We start from the raw sequence: 14,764 nt of genomic DNA on the forward strand, positions 1-14,764 counted from the left end.
GCGTGTTTTTAGGCGTTTTCAGGCGTTTTTCCGATGTCGCTGGTACAATGTACCAATCACTTTCGGAATTGTACCAGTCGACTATGGCAACGATCAGAGCACGAAAACGCACCGATGGCTCAGTCAGTTACACGGCACAGATACGCCTGTTTCGCGATGGAGCGCAAGTCTACCAAGAGAGCCAGACCTTCGCCCGGAAACAGGCGGCACAAGCGTGGGTGCGGCGACGTGAGGCGGAGCTAGATCAGCCTGGTGCGATCGAGCGGGCGAACCGCAAGGGCGTCACCGTACAGGACATGATCAAGCAGTATCTGGATGAAATGGAGAAAGTCCGGCCGTTGGGTAAAACCAAGGAAGCCACTCTAAATGCTATCGCGGCGACGGAGTTTGGCCAAACCGTTGATTCGGCTATCAACAGTCAGCGCTTGGTGGATTTTGCACTCTGGCGAATGAGTAAAGAGGGCGGCGGCGTCCAGCCGCAAACGGCTGGTAACGATCTGGCGCACCTTGGGGCTGTCCTTTCGATTGCACGTCCCGCTTGGGGGTATGAGGTCGACCCTCACGCGATGCCGGACGCTCGGAAGGTGTTAAGGAAGCTCGGCTACAACATGAAGAGCCGGGAGCGCGATCGCCGTCCAGCCAAAGACGAGCTAGATAAACTTTTGGAGCACTTCGTCAGTATGCAGCAGCGTCGACCGAGTTCGATCAACATGCTGAAGGTGATTGGCTTCGCGATTTTTTCCACCCGTCGGCAGGATGAGATAAGTCGAATTGTGTGGGACGACGTCGATGAGTCGAATCAGCGGGTGCTGGTGAGAGATATGAAAAACCCTGGGCAGAAAATTGGCAATGATGTTTGGTGCCACCTACCCGACGAAGCCTGGAGAATTCTGCAAAGCATGCCAAAAGAGCGTGCGGAAATTTTCCCCTACAACTCTTCGTCGATCTCTACGGCTTGGGCGAAGGCGTGCAAGTTTCTGGAGATTGAAGATCTTCACTTCCACGATCTGAGACACGACGGAGTTAGTCGGTTGTTTGAGATGGATTGGGATATCCCGCGGGTGGCCAGCGTTTCCGGGCACCGTGACTGGAACTCGTTGCGTAGGTATACCCATCTTCGCGGGAAGGGGGATCACTATGCCGAATGGCCATGGTTAGAGAGGATCATTCAAGCGCCCGTGAAGCTGGGCGCTTGGGGTAAGCAGTGAATTAGCTGGCTCGGCGAATTCCGTTGAGCTGGTTGCATTCCTTTACCGCAGCCTCTCGCTGCGAATCTAAGTAAGCTGCTAGGTCTGTGATATGTACACCTTTCGCACTTTTCTGGCTGGATTCAAGCCTAGTGATGGGGATTCGAATTTGACCGGCCATTACTTTGCGTTGAAACATATCAGTAGTTAGATGTGTGAAATAGTCTTTGCACACTTGATTGAGTGGAATGATTGTCAGCCCGTTGTATTGGGCCATGAGCAGAAATAAAGTTTTCATGCGGCCTCACACATTTTCAGTTCCTGACAATTGTTCGAATGCTCTTGCTGCCACGAGTGGAACTTGTCCGTTGCCAATGGCTTTAAGCCGGTCCACCCGATGGGCCACCCCATCAGCCACTCGGCCCATTCCGGGTTCAGATGACCACCATCCAGTGCCATCACGGCGTGATCCAGACGATCGTTCGAGCGGTCGGCCCCGGATCGGCGAGTTAGTGCGGCAGGGGAGGATCCCTTTGCCATGCTCGCCACCGGTGTTGGCCACCGTCTGACGGGTGTCTTCTGCGATGAGCCAGATCCGGTCCCGCTGGTGAGGTGCGCCGAGGTCAGCCGCTCCGATAACACCCCGTCGCGCGTCATACCCCATTTCGGCAAGGTCACCGAGCACCACGGCAAGTCCTCTTCCCACAAGCAGTGGTGAGTTCTCCAGTTCGACATAGCGCGGTCGTACCTCATCGATAATTCGTGCCATCTGCCTCCACAGTCCGGAGCGGGAGCCGGCGATACCCAGGCCGTTGCCTGCAACCGAGATGTCTTGGCAAGGAAATCCTCCCGAAACCACGTCAACAAGGTCTCGCCAAGGGCGTCCGTCAAAACTGCACACGTCAGACCAAATCGGGAAAGGCGGGAGCAGTCCATCGGTTTGTCGTTGCGCCAGAATCTGTGCGGCGTAGGCATCACGCTCAACGGCGCAGACGGTGCGCCAGCCGAGGAGGTGGCCGCCGAGTATTCCGCCACCAGCGCCTGCGAAAAGAGCCAGCTCATTCACGCAGCCTCCACAGTCACTTTCTCGGCGCTGGCGAGTGGTTTTCCGGCCAGGCTGTCTTCGATTTCTGGCTGCGGTTGCGCAGTCATTGCAAGCACCTGTTCGCGCAGGGACCAAGCATCACGCTCCAGTTTCTTGCCAGTACGAAAGGCGCTGAAGGTTTCAGCGGCGATCCGCAGCAGCTCGCCGATAGCGATTAGCGTCTGGTGCTCGGCCGGGCCGAACAGCGGACCTGCTTCAAGTCGTTTGCAGGTGTGTGCCAGACGCGTGTGATCGGCCCGGATGAACTGCAGGGAGGCTTGAAGCTCGCGGATGGTGTTGGCGCTAGCGGCGCGCTGGATGTCTTCACCCTCGCGCAGACCTGTCTCCAGACCATCACTGCGGCCCATGATGTAACCGCCCCAAAGCAACAGGGCGGCCAGAACTATCAGGATGACGAGTGCACCGATTTGTATTGGGGTCATCATGTGGTGTGCTCCTGGAATTGTCGTTGGCCGGTGGTGACGGCCGTCAGTGGTGTGGGGGCAACACGGCATTGGCCGTCCTGCTGCCGCTGCATGTCTTGATCAGCCTTGTAGGCGCGGATGTCGATCAGCGAGGCGACGTGGCGGATGTGCGCGTACTTCAGCGCCTTGCGACTGGTGTCCAGCGTGGTGATCGGAAGCTGGATCCGGCCGCTGTTGATCTCCGTCACGAACGACTGTTCGTTGAGATTGCGAAAGTACTGCTCGCGGACTTTTTCCAGCGGGATCAGGACGTCACCGAAGATTCGATAGAGCAGTTCGACGGTGGCCGATTCAGGCGCCGGATGCAGGCGAAGCGGGTTCTGTGCAGCGTTACTCATGGACTTGTCGAGCCTCCTTGCGTTGTTGTCGTGCCGGGTGGTTCCAGGCGTTCAGGCAGTGGCGTCTGGTCAGCTCGCGCAGATGTTCGGGCACATCGAGGAGCGCGGCGTTACGCTCCTCGCGTGTGCGCATGGCAACGATCTGGCGGGCGTACTCCCTAGGCCACGTCACGGCGATCTGCCGGGATGGCAGGAAGATCGATGTCCAACTGCTCGGCTAGCCAACGGACACCGGCCTGCTTCACCCGAGTCGACTGGCTGTACTGCATTCCGTGTTTCTCGTCATACCAGGGACTGTCCTTGACCCGCAGGTACTCTCTGTCGCGCTTCGGGTCCGCCGGCAGGTTTCCCTTGAGCAAACCTTTTTCCCGCATGAGAGCGATCAGTTTGGGGCGAGTGAGGCCGAGTTGTGTGGCTGCTTGGGCGAGGGTGCGTTCCATGTCGTCCTCCTCATGTCGCGTGCGCAGCAGGAGTGGCCGCTGCAGCAAGGTGGTTGATGGACTCAATGAGCCTTGCGTAAATCTCGGCATCGGGGTCGTACAGGGTGAAGCAGCGCGTATGCGGACTCTTGTTGCCGATGCTCAAGATGGCGGTGACGCCGCGGCGCGTATGAGTGCGATGCAGCGCCACATGCAGGGGAAGTTCGAAACCCATGTCGAGGCTCAACACGCCGCCGGTGTGCACCAGTTCGAACACGCGCTGCTTGTCCTGGACTTCAAAGCGACCGTATTGACGATCGGCATGCGGGAGATGCACCAGGTCGCTGGAGTTGCTCGCGTCGAACGGACCGTTGGCAATCTCTTCAATGAAATCGGCCAGTTTGAGGTGCATCTTCTTGTCGTTTGGCAGGGTTAGCGTGTGGCGTTCGCTGCCCAGTTCGACGACAAAAGTGCTTTCCACTGTGCCGCGCTCAGCCTTGAGACGGAATGCCAGGCATTCACGCTTCGGTGCTGTGCGCAGGACGTGGTTGAAGGTCTCGGTCAGGTTGACCTGGGCGTTGAGCAACTGCAGGGTGCGGTTGTCGATTTTGTACTTGGTCATGCCGCGTGCCCTCCACCGTTTGGATCGATAGGAGAGGGCTGGCAGGACTTGGCAACAAGCTTGGGTTTGCTGTTATGAATGACGACCAGACAGCCCGTGGCGAGCTGCAACTGTTCGATCAGTTTGCGATTGCTGACGCATGCCGGATGGACATGCAAGGTTGCGGTGGTACGCATTGGTGTTGCCTCGCTCTGTGGTAAAGAGTGAGGCAAATATCACGCAATGTGCTTGTTTGTGTCAACACATAATGTGATTAAAATAGCGCGGCACTGTGTAGAAAACGTGATGACTTCAATATTCCGCCTACGAGATGGATTTCCTCCACCTCTTGTTCTGCAATGTGAAGAGTTTCGTGATCGGTATTGACGCTATCCAACCGGTACATTCCGTCTCGGAGATAAATAAACTCTCTGATCATCGCTTTGCCGGAGGACGTTCGAACTATGACCTCGTCACCGCTACTGAAGCGTTTGTTCGGCTCTATTAGAACGAACTCGCCATTTTTTATGCGGGGCATCAGGCTATCGCCCATGACTCTTATGCCATAGGCATCTGGGTCATCGCTATGTATGTTTAGGTAGCCGTCACCTTGCCCTGGTGGCGGTTCTACCGTGTCGAAGAAGCCCTCATTCCCCAGCTGCGCGTTTGATAGCACAGGCACCTTTCCATCCTTAGCCCAGCCTACAAGGCTGCTAACAGGTTGGTCTTTGTCTTTCGATCTTCCGTAGTCCCTCACAAGACGGTCTTCAGACCGAATCCGACCTTGAATGGCGTCTGAGTACGACTCAACGTCGGAACGATTTTTTCCTGCTACCAAGTCTGGAAAAGAGACTCCCAGTGCTGTCGCTATCTTTTGCAAGTCGTGGAGATTGGGCTGACGAGCCCCTTTCTCGTAATTGCCTATCCGAGACTGGGATTCCCAACCGCAAGCGAAAGCGAGGGCTTGTTGGCTCATGCCCTTGGCTTTGCGGTATTGCTTAATACGTTCGCCGAGTGTGTTCATGTGCTTTTTTTACCACGCTCTGAAATTATTTATCATCACTTTGCGTGTTGAAATATCTACGATTCGTGATTAAGATGGCTCCGGCTAATTGGAGGGCATCATGAATCTGATCGCTGAACATCGAGAGAAAGCTGGGATCAAGCAAAAGGAACTCGTTGTAGCTCTTGGATGGACTCAGGCACGTATAAGCAATTACGAAGCAGGACGTCGAATCGCAGGGCTTACGGAGTGCAGAGCCATAGTCAGAGCGCTCAATAAGTTAGGAGCACCGTGCAGTCTTGATGACGTATTTCCTCCGGAAATGGAAGAGTCCCAAGCCGCATAGAAAAAAGGCGACCCAAGGGTCGCCCAGTTTCTCCCGATAGCATCACCACAATGCTATCGGGTCGCGATGTCAGCAGGCGAGCACACCACATGCCGCCGACTTTCATCGCGTTTCCAAGGCTCGGAAGCCTTGGTGTTGCTGCCGTTCTTACCACAGAGCTGGCAGCTGTTGCGCCAGGGGTGAACAACGGATTGTTCGCCCCGGCACGGTGCCGGTTATCCCCTGCAAGGGTTCCCGGCGTTTGGGCCATACCAAGCCACGCGGCAAATGTATCACCAACTTCTGTCGCGCGGCACTGGCAACTTTTAGGATTAATGCCATGAGCCGAATTGCTCTCAGTTCTGTGGAACGGGCGCAGCGGGAAATCCTGCCGCTCGATTTAGCGCTGTACCACGCCGCTCGCGATTACCCGGGCGGCGCCGCTGCCATCGCCGCGACTACGGGCCGCAACCCGACCACGCTGCAGCACAAGCTGTCGCCAACCCACCCGAGTCACTCCATCAACATTCAGGAATTCGGTGAGATCCTCGAACTGACCAAGGATCGCCGCATTCTCGATGCGGTGCATGCGCTGGTCGGTGACACGATCTGGCAGGAGCTGGCGGACACCTACACCAACGACATGCCCGAAACCCTGACCACGGGTATCGCCGCATACTTCCGCCAGGTCGCGGACCTGGCCGAGACCTGGGCCAAGAGCATCGGCGACGGTGTGGTGACTGATCAGGAGCTCGCGGCGATTCGTCTGCAGGTGTTCCGGGGTATTCAAGGTCTGCTGGGTTTGTTCAACCGCGCCACCTACGTCAACCAGACGACGCGAGGTGCTGACCGTGGCTGACATCGCCGATTTCGCTAATGATCTGGTGCAGGAACGCATCGATCAGGCCATGGCCGCGCGCAGCGCTGCCAAAGCAGAAAGCGCTGCCCATTCTTTGCTGTTCTGTGAAGCCTGTGACGATCCGATTCCGGAAGCACGCCGACTGGCCCAGCCGGGTTGCTCGCACTGCATCAGCTGTCAGTCACTCTATGAGCGGGGGATTCAGCATGCTCGATGAGGTATTGGGCCAATTCGCCGATTACGGTCTGGAGCCAGCGCAACCGCTGGTGTTCGGCAAGCTGACCCGCTGCAAGACATCGCAGGACAAGGGCAAGGAAAAGAACGGCTGGTACGTGGTGCACGAGCAGCGCACGGAGAAGGGCGACACCCTGATCTTTGGCGCCTTCGGTGACTGGCGTTCGGGCGAGACGCAGAAGATCAAGGTCAAGGCCGGCCGCATGTCGCCTGAAGAGCGTGAAGTGATGCGCGCCCGCCAGGAGGAAGCCAAGCGCCGCGCTGCCGAAATCGCGAGTAACGCTGCGCGGCGGGCCGCGAAAAGGGCGCAGGGTTTGTTCGAGCGCATGCCGACCACCGGCCGCAGCGACTACCTGGACCGTAAGCAGATCGTTGGTATCAAAGTGCGTTACGCGCCGCGCACCGGTGCGGTACTGGTGCCGATGAACAATGCCCGTGATCAGATCATGGGCCTTCAGGTGATCTTCCCAAACAAGCAGGAAGACACCGGCCGCGACAAATCCTACTGGCCTTACGGGATGGCGAAGGAGGGCACTTTCCACCTGCTCGGTCCGCACCCAGTACCGGGCGAACCGGTGCTGGTCTGTGAGGGTTACGCCACCGGCGCCAGCCTGCACATGGCGACGTCGCTCGCTGTGGCGGTGGCTTTCGATGCGGGCAACCTGTTGGCCGTGTGCAAGGTCATGCGCGAGCGCTTCGCCGGTTGCCCGCTGATCATCTGCCGCGATGACGACTGGAAGACCACCAAGCCCAACGGCGATGCGTGGAACCCGGGTGAGGAGAAAGCGAGCAACGCCGCTCTGATCGTCGGAGCCCAAGTGGTCTCGCCTATCTTCTCGATTGAGCGTCACAACAAGTGGACCGACTTCAACGACCTGCAAGTCGCCGAAGGCCTCGACGCGGTTCGCCGTCAGGTGCTGGCCGTGGTCCGTCCACCGGCGGCTGGTGGCTGGAAGGATCAACTCGCCCGCAGTGAAAGCGGAGCCTTGATCGCGCACATGCAGAACGTCGAACTGATCCTCGCCCATGATGAACGCTGGGCCGGGGTGATCAGCTACTGCGCCTTCAGCTCGAAGATCGTCAAGCTGCGTGCGGCGCCCTATGGCGGTGGCACCGGGGAGTGGGCCGACATTGATGATGTGCGGGTGATGAAGTGGCTCGCGCAGCAGTACAACCTTCGCGTGAAGTCCTCACATGTGATTGAGGCCGTTAGCGTCGTGGCCCACGACCACGCCTTTCACCCGGTGCGCGAGTACCTGAAGAAACTGGAATGGGATCGTGTGCCGCGCCTGGAGCGTTGGCTGACGGATGTCATGGGGGTGAAGGCAACGGATTACACCTCCAAGGTCGGCAAGCGCTGGATGATCTCGGCCGTGGCGCGGGTGATGAAGCCCGGCTGCAAGGCTGACTCGGTGATGATCCTCGAAGGCGTGCAGGGCGCCGGTAAGTCGACCGCCATGAGCGTACTCGGCGGTGAGTGGTTCATGGACACGCCGTTTGCACTCGGCGACAAGGACGGCTTTCAGGCGATTCGTGGCAAGTGGATTGTTGAGCTCGGCGAGCTGGACAGCTTCAACAAGGCCGAGAGCACCAAGGCCAAGCAGTTCTTCTCAGCGTCGACCGACACCTACCGCGAAAGCTATGGCCGCAGAACGTTGGACGTGCCACGCCAGTGTGTTTTCGTCGGTACCACCAACCAGGACGAGTACCTCAAGGACGCCACCGGCAACCGTCGCTATTGGCCGGTGGCCTGTACCAAGGTCGACGTGGCGTTGCTGCGCGAGATCCGCGACCAGCTGTGGGCCGAAGCGATGTTCTGTTTTGAGGCCGGCGATCTCTGGTGGGTAACGCGAGAGGAAGCGCCGATGTTCAGCGAGGAACAGGACGAACGCTTTGTGGTGGACGAATGGGAAACGCCCATCCTGACCTGGCTCGAAGAGTCGCAGATCGGCGAGACCACCACCGGCAGTGAGGTGATGAGCCAGGCGCTCAAGCTCGATCCCGGTCATTGGGGCAAACCCGAGCAGATGCGCGTTGGTGCGATTCTGCATCGACTGGGCTGGCGACGGTTCCGTTTGGGCGCTTTAAGCAAGAGCGGCCAGCGGCCTTGGGCCTACAAGAAACCGGAGGGATGGGGCAGGGCGCCTGCGCTGGAACAACCGGAGTTTGAGGAGCCGTGCTTCGATGATTAAAGCGATCGATATGGCTCTCAAACAATGGGCGCAGGAGCTGCACAGCGACGAGGTGGCCGCCGGTTACTCGGGCGGCAACATGGTCGCCATGATGATGAAGAGCGGTGGCCAGCTCGTGCGCGGCAGGCGTGGGAGCAGGGTGCCGCTGGAAGCCTCACTGGACATCGAGCGGATCGTCAAGAAACGCCTCGATCCCGAGTTGATGACGGTGGTCAAGGTGCATTACTTCCAGCCTGATGCACCCTTGACTGCGCGTCTGGCCGAGAGTGGCTGCACACGCAACCTCTACTACCAGCGCCTGCATGACGCTCACATCGTGGTTGAGCACTTCCTCCTGGGGGAAGCGGCTTGATCGTGGGCATTACTCTGGCTCACGCCGTCCCACTGGCCTGCCTCCGTCCCACTGCTTTTTGCGGTGGTGGGACGGGCGCAGGCCCCGTCGTTGTTGGGCTGTCCCACCGTCCCACCTTTTTCATGCCTCCCGCCCGTGTATGCGTAGCGGGCATCAATGCGCGTGTTCACGCGCACGCGTGTTTTAAATATTCTTTCTATACACGAGAAAAGAGAGATAAAAGTAGGACGGTGGGGCAAAGCCCCGATCTACGGGGCTTTCAGACGTCCCACCTAGTTTTAGAGAGGTGGGACGCATGGGACGCCGTAAAAGCAAAAGACAGCCGGGATAGATATTCACCGACATTCGCCAGCCGTTCACCGGGCGTCACCCACACATTCACCGGATGGCATTAAAACGGTCTTGCTGCCACCAGAATCGACCTGTAAAAAGGGGCCATCTTCGATGGGTGCGACCGCAAAGCGCGGCAGGCCATCCACCACCTGACCCGGCCATTGCGCCGGGTTTTTTTGTTTAAGGGGCAGGGCAATGACGAACGAGCAACAGGCACTGGCAGAGATGCCGATCTGGTTGGTGATTGTCCTGTCATTGGTGGGCGGTGTGTCCGGCGAGATGTGGCGCGCCGACAAAGACGGGGCGAGAGGCTGGGCATTATTGCGTCGCCTCGCACTTCGGTCCGGTGCCTGTATCGTGTGCGGCGTGTCAGCGATGATGTTGCTGTTCGGTGCAGGCCTGTCGATCTGGACAGCCGGCGCCCTCGGTTGCCTGACCGCAATGGCCGGCGCGGATGTCGCCATCGGCTTGTACGAACGCTGGGTGGCCAAGCGTCTGGACCTGAGCGAGGCCGAGCCGAAGGCATGAGCAGGGCAGGCCGGGTAGGGCGCCGATTTTTACGGGTCCTCCCTGAGGGCCGCCCCCTACACGGGTTATCGAACTCGCGGAATCTCTCTAGCTGAAACCTTCGCAGGGATGTCCGTCTTTCCAAAGGGATGGGGTATGGCATGGCACTCGGATGTCGAGTCGACCGACCGGCCCGGGCAGAAAACCGCCGGGGACCCTGGGGACTTTCGAAGAGTACGGGGTCGGAAACCCGCGGGATCGTGTTAGTGGGAGGTCCGCCAGCTTACTGAAATTTCAATCCACTGAAATCTTGAAAGGATTCATTGAAAAGCCGCTGAAAAGGAGGGCTTATGAGCACAGCTACGTACCTGTCAAAGAGCGCCTTTGCTGCGCACATCGGACGGTCGCCGAGTTACATCACCTGGCTGAAGGAAAACGGTCGACTGGTCCTGTCCCCCAATGGCAAGCAGGTCGACGTTCTGGCCACCGAAGCATTGATCCGCGATACCGCTGACCCGAGCAAGGCTGCCGTCGCTGCTCGCCACCAACAGGAGCGGCTTCAGCGTGATGTGTACAGCCACGTCGCTGCACAATCTGAACCGACTAACATGGCTGCGCCGCCGCCCGCTGATCCTGCGCAAGGGCAGACCCCAGACTTTCAGAAAGCGCGTGCACATCGCGAGCACTACTTGGCGCGGATGGCTGAGATGGAGTTTCGCAAGGCGCAGGGGGAGCTGGTGGAAATCAGCTTTGTGCAGAAAGCCGCTTTTGAAACGGCGCGATCGCTTAATCATTCGCTAATGAGCCTGTCGCCGCAATTGGCGCCACAACTCGCCGCGCTGTCGGATCCGTGGGAGGTGGAGAGGCACCTAACGGCTGCGCTGCGCCAGCGGCTTAACGAAGCAGCTCAAGTGTCCAGTGACGACTTCGGATTCGCATTGAGCGAAGTTTAACGATATGCGTGCTGACTTGAGGTCACTCGATTGACATCGCGGTTGTGCGCCAGTGGCCTCATTTTTTAGAACTCATTCTGAATTCCAGAGCTGCTTTACTTGGATGGTCTGACACGTTTTCGGGAAGAGTAAGGAGTCTTTGATCCAGCGAAGCATACTCGCTACTTTTCCGAATGCGCTCCGAGATCTGAATCGACAAATTCTTTGGGTCGATCCAAACCAGTCCCAGATCGAACAGCGTATGAATGTCAGCTCGTAGGAGCAGTCCGTTCGAGATCATATCTGTCTGATCACCCTGGTAGGGGTGGATGTGAGCGGCCTCAAGCGCCGGTTCAACATCGCATCCTGTTATGGCACACCTTCCCTTGTAGGCTTTCAACAACATGGCCCTAAAACGAGTCTGGCCACGACGCTGCACGATTGCGGCGAAGGTCCGCTCGCGTGAGTCTGTGACGTCTGAAGGATCGAATGCCCCTTGAGTGCCAAGCTTCCTTTCCATCTCATTCAGATCGACGTCGTAACTATCTGCGCCTTCGCGTTTTAAAACGAATGAGGTAGGTTTAGAGCCAGAAGCGTCTTCGTAGCAAAAAGCTCCTTCGTATCGGAAACCCGCGCCGGAGTACTCTTTTCTCGACCGACGATGGAAGACTAACAACTCCAACCCTAGTTGCTTATGCTGGAAAATGAGATGGTCAGTGCGTCCCTTGGATTGACCTTCCATGCGCAGCGTGTCATCCGTAAGGGTATCAACGTACTGGGTTCGGTCAGGTGTCTTCTGCTCAGTCACAAACAACCAAACCGAATCGTATCCCTTGGGCCGAAAGATGCCGGTTTTGAGGGTGGCGTCTTTGATTCCGAAAAGTTCGCTGAGATCGTTTCTTGTGTAGATCGCGCCGGGCTTTAGCCGCGCTGATGACAGGTTTTCCATTGGGCGTTCGGCTCCGTTGATGATCATAAAAGCAAATGTGCTGGTCCTTTTACCCTCGGACGTTGAGTCTACATGTGCGTCCGGTATGCATACGACCTATGCACATTAAACAGTGCCGTCTGAGTCAAACGCATGACCGCTCTCCGACTGTCGTACGAGCCTGCGCTGGGCCCACATTCATGATTCGAAGATGCTTTGTTCGGTGTTGGAAGCGTAGGGGGGATGTGGATGAGCTGTGCCGCGAGGGTATGGATATCGTCGGTCTTGGTGCATGAAAACGAATGAGTAGTGAGCCTGTCGCGTCTCATGTGCGAACTAGGATACTCTCCTCGCACTCGCCTAGATGAATCAGCAACTGTCTGCAGCGGCCGTGGGGATATTGCCAAGCAATAATTACAGGAGTTCAAAATTGAATAGACGTTCGCGTAAGACGCCCGCAAGACGGAAGAGTGTCCGGAAGATTACATTAGTGACGTTCACACTCGTTGTTTTGATTGCGGTGGTTGCCGTCTCAGCAATCGTTCAAAATCGAGGGTTTCGTGTTGAAGTGAATCCCAAACAGATAGGCTTAACGTTGCAACCAGCAGAGCAACCTAGCCCCTTTACGTCCACTTACAATCCTTCCTCTCCTATCGTTACCGGACCTGGTGCTCATGTCGTAACTGAAGCCAAAGGACCGAACATGTCGCAGGCTACTGGTACCACTCCGAACAGCGGGATGTCTACCCACGGTGCGGCCTCACCAATTGTGACCGGGGAAGGCGCGGTGGTTAAATCCACTGTTGATACACGACCATGATGAAGGACAAAGTTCGCTGGGCGGTGATGATGATTTCGGTGCTTGCATTACCTCAGTTTGCTCTGGCGCAATCCCAGAATATGCAAACCACGGGACCTTGCTCGTCGATCGTTACTGGTGCGGGTGCATCCGTTAGCAGCACGTGTATTGGCATCCCGGAAGAAGTGCTAAAGCGTCTTAGCGAACCCACAGCCGTGAGCAAGGGGCGCGGGCTTGTTGTTAAAGAGGCTTGGCTCAGTCCAACTGTGATGTTCGGACAAAGCAGCGATGGGCAAAAAGTGAATGAGCAGGTCTACATTACAGTCCGTGTCACAAACATTACGGCGGCGCCAATGCTCCTGACTGCAGCTAAATGGGAGATTGTGCAAGCGAGAAACTTGTCGAAGGGCGGCGCCTCGTTCTTCTCCAAGAATTTGTTGTGGCCCGTGATTTCGAAGAGTAAACCGATCAAAATCGATCCTGGAGAGCAGGTTGATGTCGAGTTCGCGGAGGGACTGGAACTGAATGGGATGGCGAGCCGCATTCGTAAGAACCGAGATATAGATACTGCTTACACATTGCCTGGGAACCCCATGCGGATCAACGGCGACCGATACGTCAATTGGTTCGCTGAGCAGATGAGCCTGCTGTACGGCGAAAAAGCCCAGTTGCGGCTCACGCTTTATGAAGGCGACTACAAAGCTGCCGCCAGCGTTCTAGTGCCACTTAGCCAGGGCGTGGACTTCTTCTACCATGGAGAAGCGGTAGACCAAAAAGGAAACGTTCAGTACGCGCCTCGCCTGGCTTACGATGCCTTTCTGGGTCAGTACCTCGAAATGCGTGAAAAGATGGAGCCAGGCTTTCGTATAAACACTCCGCCAACTAAGGTGATCGAGGTGATACCCGATCCTAACGTTTGGGGTAAGCAAAGGTATCGGGATCTCGGAGTTCAAGAGCAGCCGGAGGAGTAACGTGCTGCGTTGGAGTTTAGGGATAAAGCTTTCTAGAGAATTTCAACCGCAGCGTTAAGTCTGGTTGCCCAGACTTAACGCTGAAACTATGGGTGATAGTCGGCTCACGCTCATGAAACTCCATTCAGAAAACTCCTTTCGCCCAACGTGTCGTGAAATCTTCTGAGGGAAATCGATAACCGCATCGTCAGTGCCCCCGCGCTTTTAGTCGCTCGCCGACTCTACAACCTCCGTAGGAGCACGAGACTAATTTCTTTTTTGGTTACCTTGCGGCGTTCGTTAGGATTCCAGTAACCTATTAATAGGCACATTCGGTAGGTGCCCGCCGTCCACTCTTAGCAAAGCAATAGCGCTATCGTGATTTCACCCGTTTCAGACAAGCCCTGTATTGGGTTCTCGTAGTGGACAACAGGCCCAGCCCTTGGAGGCTGATATGCAACACGCCCTTACTTTCGCTGACGTACAAAGCGTCAAGCGCCTCGCGAAGCAACTCAAACAAGCGCATCCAGAAATGCCTCACGGTAAGCGATTAGACCTTGCCGCGGCGGAGCTTCTCGGTGTTCGCAATTATAAAGAGCTGAACAGCCGGTTCCAGGCAGTGATCGATCATTACCTGGATTCACCAGGTGGTCCGAATGCTGTCGCACATTGCCTTTACTGTGACTTCCGATTTGCTGCTGATCTTAGAAGCGATCAAAAGGAGCATCGCGAGATTCATGAGCGGATCATGGAGGTTCACGAGATCACTGGCTATCGCCCAGGAACTTACGTGGAGCGAGAAACCTTGAAAAAGGAAGGCCACACCAAGGCGCGCAGTGCCGATCTCTTGGAAGATCGTATTGAGGGGGCGCTGCTAGTTTTGCGCGGATGGTTTGATCGTTCATACCACAATACTATCGAAGGAGGACAATGGCGTAAGCACCCTTCCTTCGAGGTATACGTGGCCATGATGGTCCCGTATATGGAAGAGCTTTTTCCTGAATTGGCTCCCTCTCTTGCGCAGCGCTACGGTCGTACTCCTGGCGTGATTGCACGCGGCCAGACCAACTGGGCGCTGCGATAGTAAAAAAATAAGGCCCAGCTTCGGCTGGGCTTTTACAGGTCAGGTCTCGACGACAGGGCTATCAACACTCGCCAGGCTCCCGTTGTTGGATGGCTGCTGGAGGCTGCACCACTGCTTGATAGCTACTTCCGCTCCATACGCGGCAGTTCTTA

19 protein-coding genes are annotated in these 14,764 nt (G+C 56.8%); 10 read left to right on the forward strand and 9 right to left on the reverse strand.

The genetic code is table 11. From position 1 onward, the window contains the following. Positions 1 to 83 precede the first annotated feature (83 nt). Entirely contained in the window at positions 84 to 1,208 is a 1,125-nt protein-coding gene (locus V6F91_RS24480) for a site-specific integrase (RefSeq protein WP_201193149.1), read from the forward strand. A gap of 1 nt (position 1,209) precedes the next feature. On the opposite strand, the gene V6F91_RS24485 is transcribed toward V6F91_RS24480, so the two are convergent. From V6F91_RS24485 to V6F91_RS24520, 8 genes are all read right to left on the reverse strand, one after another. Then, a complete protein-coding gene (locus V6F91_RS24485) occupies positions 1,210 to 1,485 on the reverse strand; it encodes a pyocin activator PrtN family protein (protein WP_134827544.1) in 276 nt (91 codons plus the stop codon). 6 nt (positions 1,486 to 1,491) lie between these two features. After that, positions 1,492 to 2,253, reverse strand: coding sequence for a DNA cytosine methyltransferase (locus V6F91_RS24490; RefSeq protein WP_332769000.1), 762 nt, complete (start codon positions 2,251 to 2,253; stop codon positions 1,492 to 1,494). Continuing rightward, complete coding sequence (locus tag V6F91_RS24495; protein WP_332769001.1) at positions 2,250 to 2,717, reverse strand: hypothetical protein; 468 nt, start codon at positions 2,715 to 2,717, stop codon at positions 2,250 to 2,252. The genes V6F91_RS24490 and V6F91_RS24495 overlap by 4 nt, the downstream gene beginning before the upstream one ends. Continuing rightward, positions 2,714 to 3,094, reverse strand: coding sequence for a pyocin activator PrtN family protein (locus V6F91_RS24500; RefSeq protein WP_332769003.1), 381 nt, complete (start codon positions 3,092 to 3,094; stop codon positions 2,714 to 2,716). Before V6F91_RS24500 ends, V6F91_RS24495 begins: the two co-directional genes overlap by 4 nt. A 158-nt stretch (positions 3,095 to 3,252) precedes the next feature. Next, entirely contained in the window at positions 3,253 to 3,534 is a 282-nt protein-coding gene (locus V6F91_RS24505; RefSeq protein ID WP_332769005.1) for a phage antirepressor KilAC domain-containing protein, read from the reverse strand. 10 nt (positions 3,535 to 3,544) lie between these two features. Continuing rightward, complete coding sequence (locus V6F91_RS24510; RefSeq protein WP_332769007.1) at positions 3,545 to 4,135, reverse strand: hypothetical protein; 591 nt, start codon at positions 4,133 to 4,135, stop codon at positions 3,545 to 3,547. Next, positions 4,132 to 4,311 (reverse strand): hypothetical protein, encoded by a 180-nt coding sequence (locus V6F91_RS24515; protein WP_134827538.1) that lies wholly within the window; start codon positions 4,309 to 4,311, stop codon positions 4,132 to 4,134. Before V6F91_RS24515 ends, V6F91_RS24510 begins: the two co-directional genes overlap by 4 nt. Positions 4,312 to 4,388: 77 nt before the next feature. After that, complete coding sequence (locus tag V6F91_RS24520) at positions 4,389 to 5,138, reverse strand: XRE family transcriptional regulator (RefSeq protein WP_056785489.1); 750 nt, start codon at positions 5,136 to 5,138, stop codon at positions 4,389 to 4,391. Between the two features lie 100 nt (positions 5,139 to 5,238). Between V6F91_RS24520 and V6F91_RS24525 the strand changes: the two genes are divergently transcribed. The 7 genes from V6F91_RS24525 to V6F91_RS24555 all read left to right on the forward strand — a co-directional run bounded on the left by V6F91_RS24525 (position 5,239) and on the right by V6F91_RS24555 (position 10,872). Beyond that, the gene (locus V6F91_RS24525) at positions 5,239 to 5,463 is read left to right on the forward strand and encodes a helix-turn-helix transcriptional regulator (RefSeq protein ID WP_045123078.1); all 225 of its coding nucleotides are present in this window, start codon (positions 5,239 to 5,241) and stop codon (positions 5,461 to 5,463) included. Positions 5,464 to 5,782: 319 nt separating this feature from the next. Further along, positions 5,783 to 6,301 (forward strand): phage regulatory CII family protein, encoded by a 519-nt coding sequence (locus tag V6F91_RS24530; protein ID WP_332769011.1) that lies wholly within the window; start codon positions 5,783 to 5,785, stop codon positions 6,299 to 6,301. Continuing rightward, positions 6,294 to 6,518 carry a TraR/DksA family transcriptional regulator gene (locus V6F91_RS24535; RefSeq protein WP_332769013.1) on the forward strand — a complete coding sequence of 75 codons (225 nt, stop codon included), beginning with the start codon at positions 6,294 to 6,296 and terminating at the stop codon, positions 6,516 to 6,518. Before V6F91_RS24530 ends, V6F91_RS24535 begins: the two co-directional genes overlap by 8 nt. Then, positions 6,508 to 8,727 carry a VapE domain-containing protein gene (locus V6F91_RS24540; protein ID WP_332769015.1) on the forward strand — a complete coding sequence of 740 codons (2,220 nt, stop codon included), beginning with the start codon at positions 6,508 to 6,510 and terminating at the stop codon, positions 8,725 to 8,727. Before V6F91_RS24535 ends, V6F91_RS24540 begins: the two co-directional genes overlap by 11 nt. Beyond that, positions 8,720 to 9,079 carry a hypothetical protein gene (locus V6F91_RS24545; RefSeq protein WP_332769017.1) on the forward strand — a complete coding sequence of 120 codons (360 nt, stop codon included), beginning with the start codon at positions 8,720 to 8,722 and terminating at the stop codon, positions 9,077 to 9,079. Before V6F91_RS24540 ends, V6F91_RS24545 begins: the two co-directional genes overlap by 8 nt. A 528-nt stretch (positions 9,080 to 9,607) precedes the next feature. Then, entirely contained in the window at positions 9,608 to 9,940 is a 333-nt protein-coding gene (locus tag V6F91_RS24550) for a phage holin family protein (protein ID WP_098963871.1), read from the forward strand. 329 nt (positions 9,941 to 10,269) lie between these two features. Further along, a complete protein-coding gene (locus tag V6F91_RS24555) occupies positions 10,270 to 10,872 on the forward strand; it encodes a terminase small subunit (RefSeq protein WP_332769020.1) in 603 nt (200 codons plus the stop codon). Positions 10,873 to 10,930: 58 nt separating this feature from the next. On the opposite strand, the gene V6F91_RS24560 is transcribed toward V6F91_RS24555, so the two are convergent. Next, positions 10,931 to 11,827: an HNH endonuclease signature motif containing protein gene (locus V6F91_RS24560; protein WP_332769022.1), complete on the reverse strand. Its 897-nt coding sequence runs from the start codon at positions 11,825 to 11,827 to the stop codon at positions 10,931 to 10,933. 768 nt (positions 11,828 to 12,595) lie between these two features. On the opposite strand from V6F91_RS24560, the gene V6F91_RS24565 reads away from it, so the two are divergent. Both V6F91_RS24565 and V6F91_RS24570 read left to right on the forward strand, forming a co-directional pair. Next, entirely contained in the window at positions 12,596 to 13,549 is a 954-nt protein-coding gene (locus tag V6F91_RS24565; RefSeq protein ID WP_332769024.1) for a hypothetical protein, read from the forward strand. A gap of 433 nt (positions 13,550 to 13,982) precedes the next feature. After that, positions 13,983 to 14,612, forward strand: a complete 630-nt coding sequence (locus V6F91_RS24570) for a hypothetical protein (RefSeq protein ID WP_223027017.1) — start codon at positions 13,983 to 13,985, stop codon at positions 14,610 to 14,612. The last annotated feature ends 152 nt before the right edge of the window (positions 14,613 to 14,764 follow it).

Origin of the sequence: Pseudomonas koreensis, assembly GCF_036668835.1 — a bacterium.
Classification (GTDB): domain Bacteria; phylum Pseudomonadota; class Gammaproteobacteria; order Pseudomonadales; family Pseudomonadaceae; genus Aquipseudomonas; species Aquipseudomonas koreensis_I.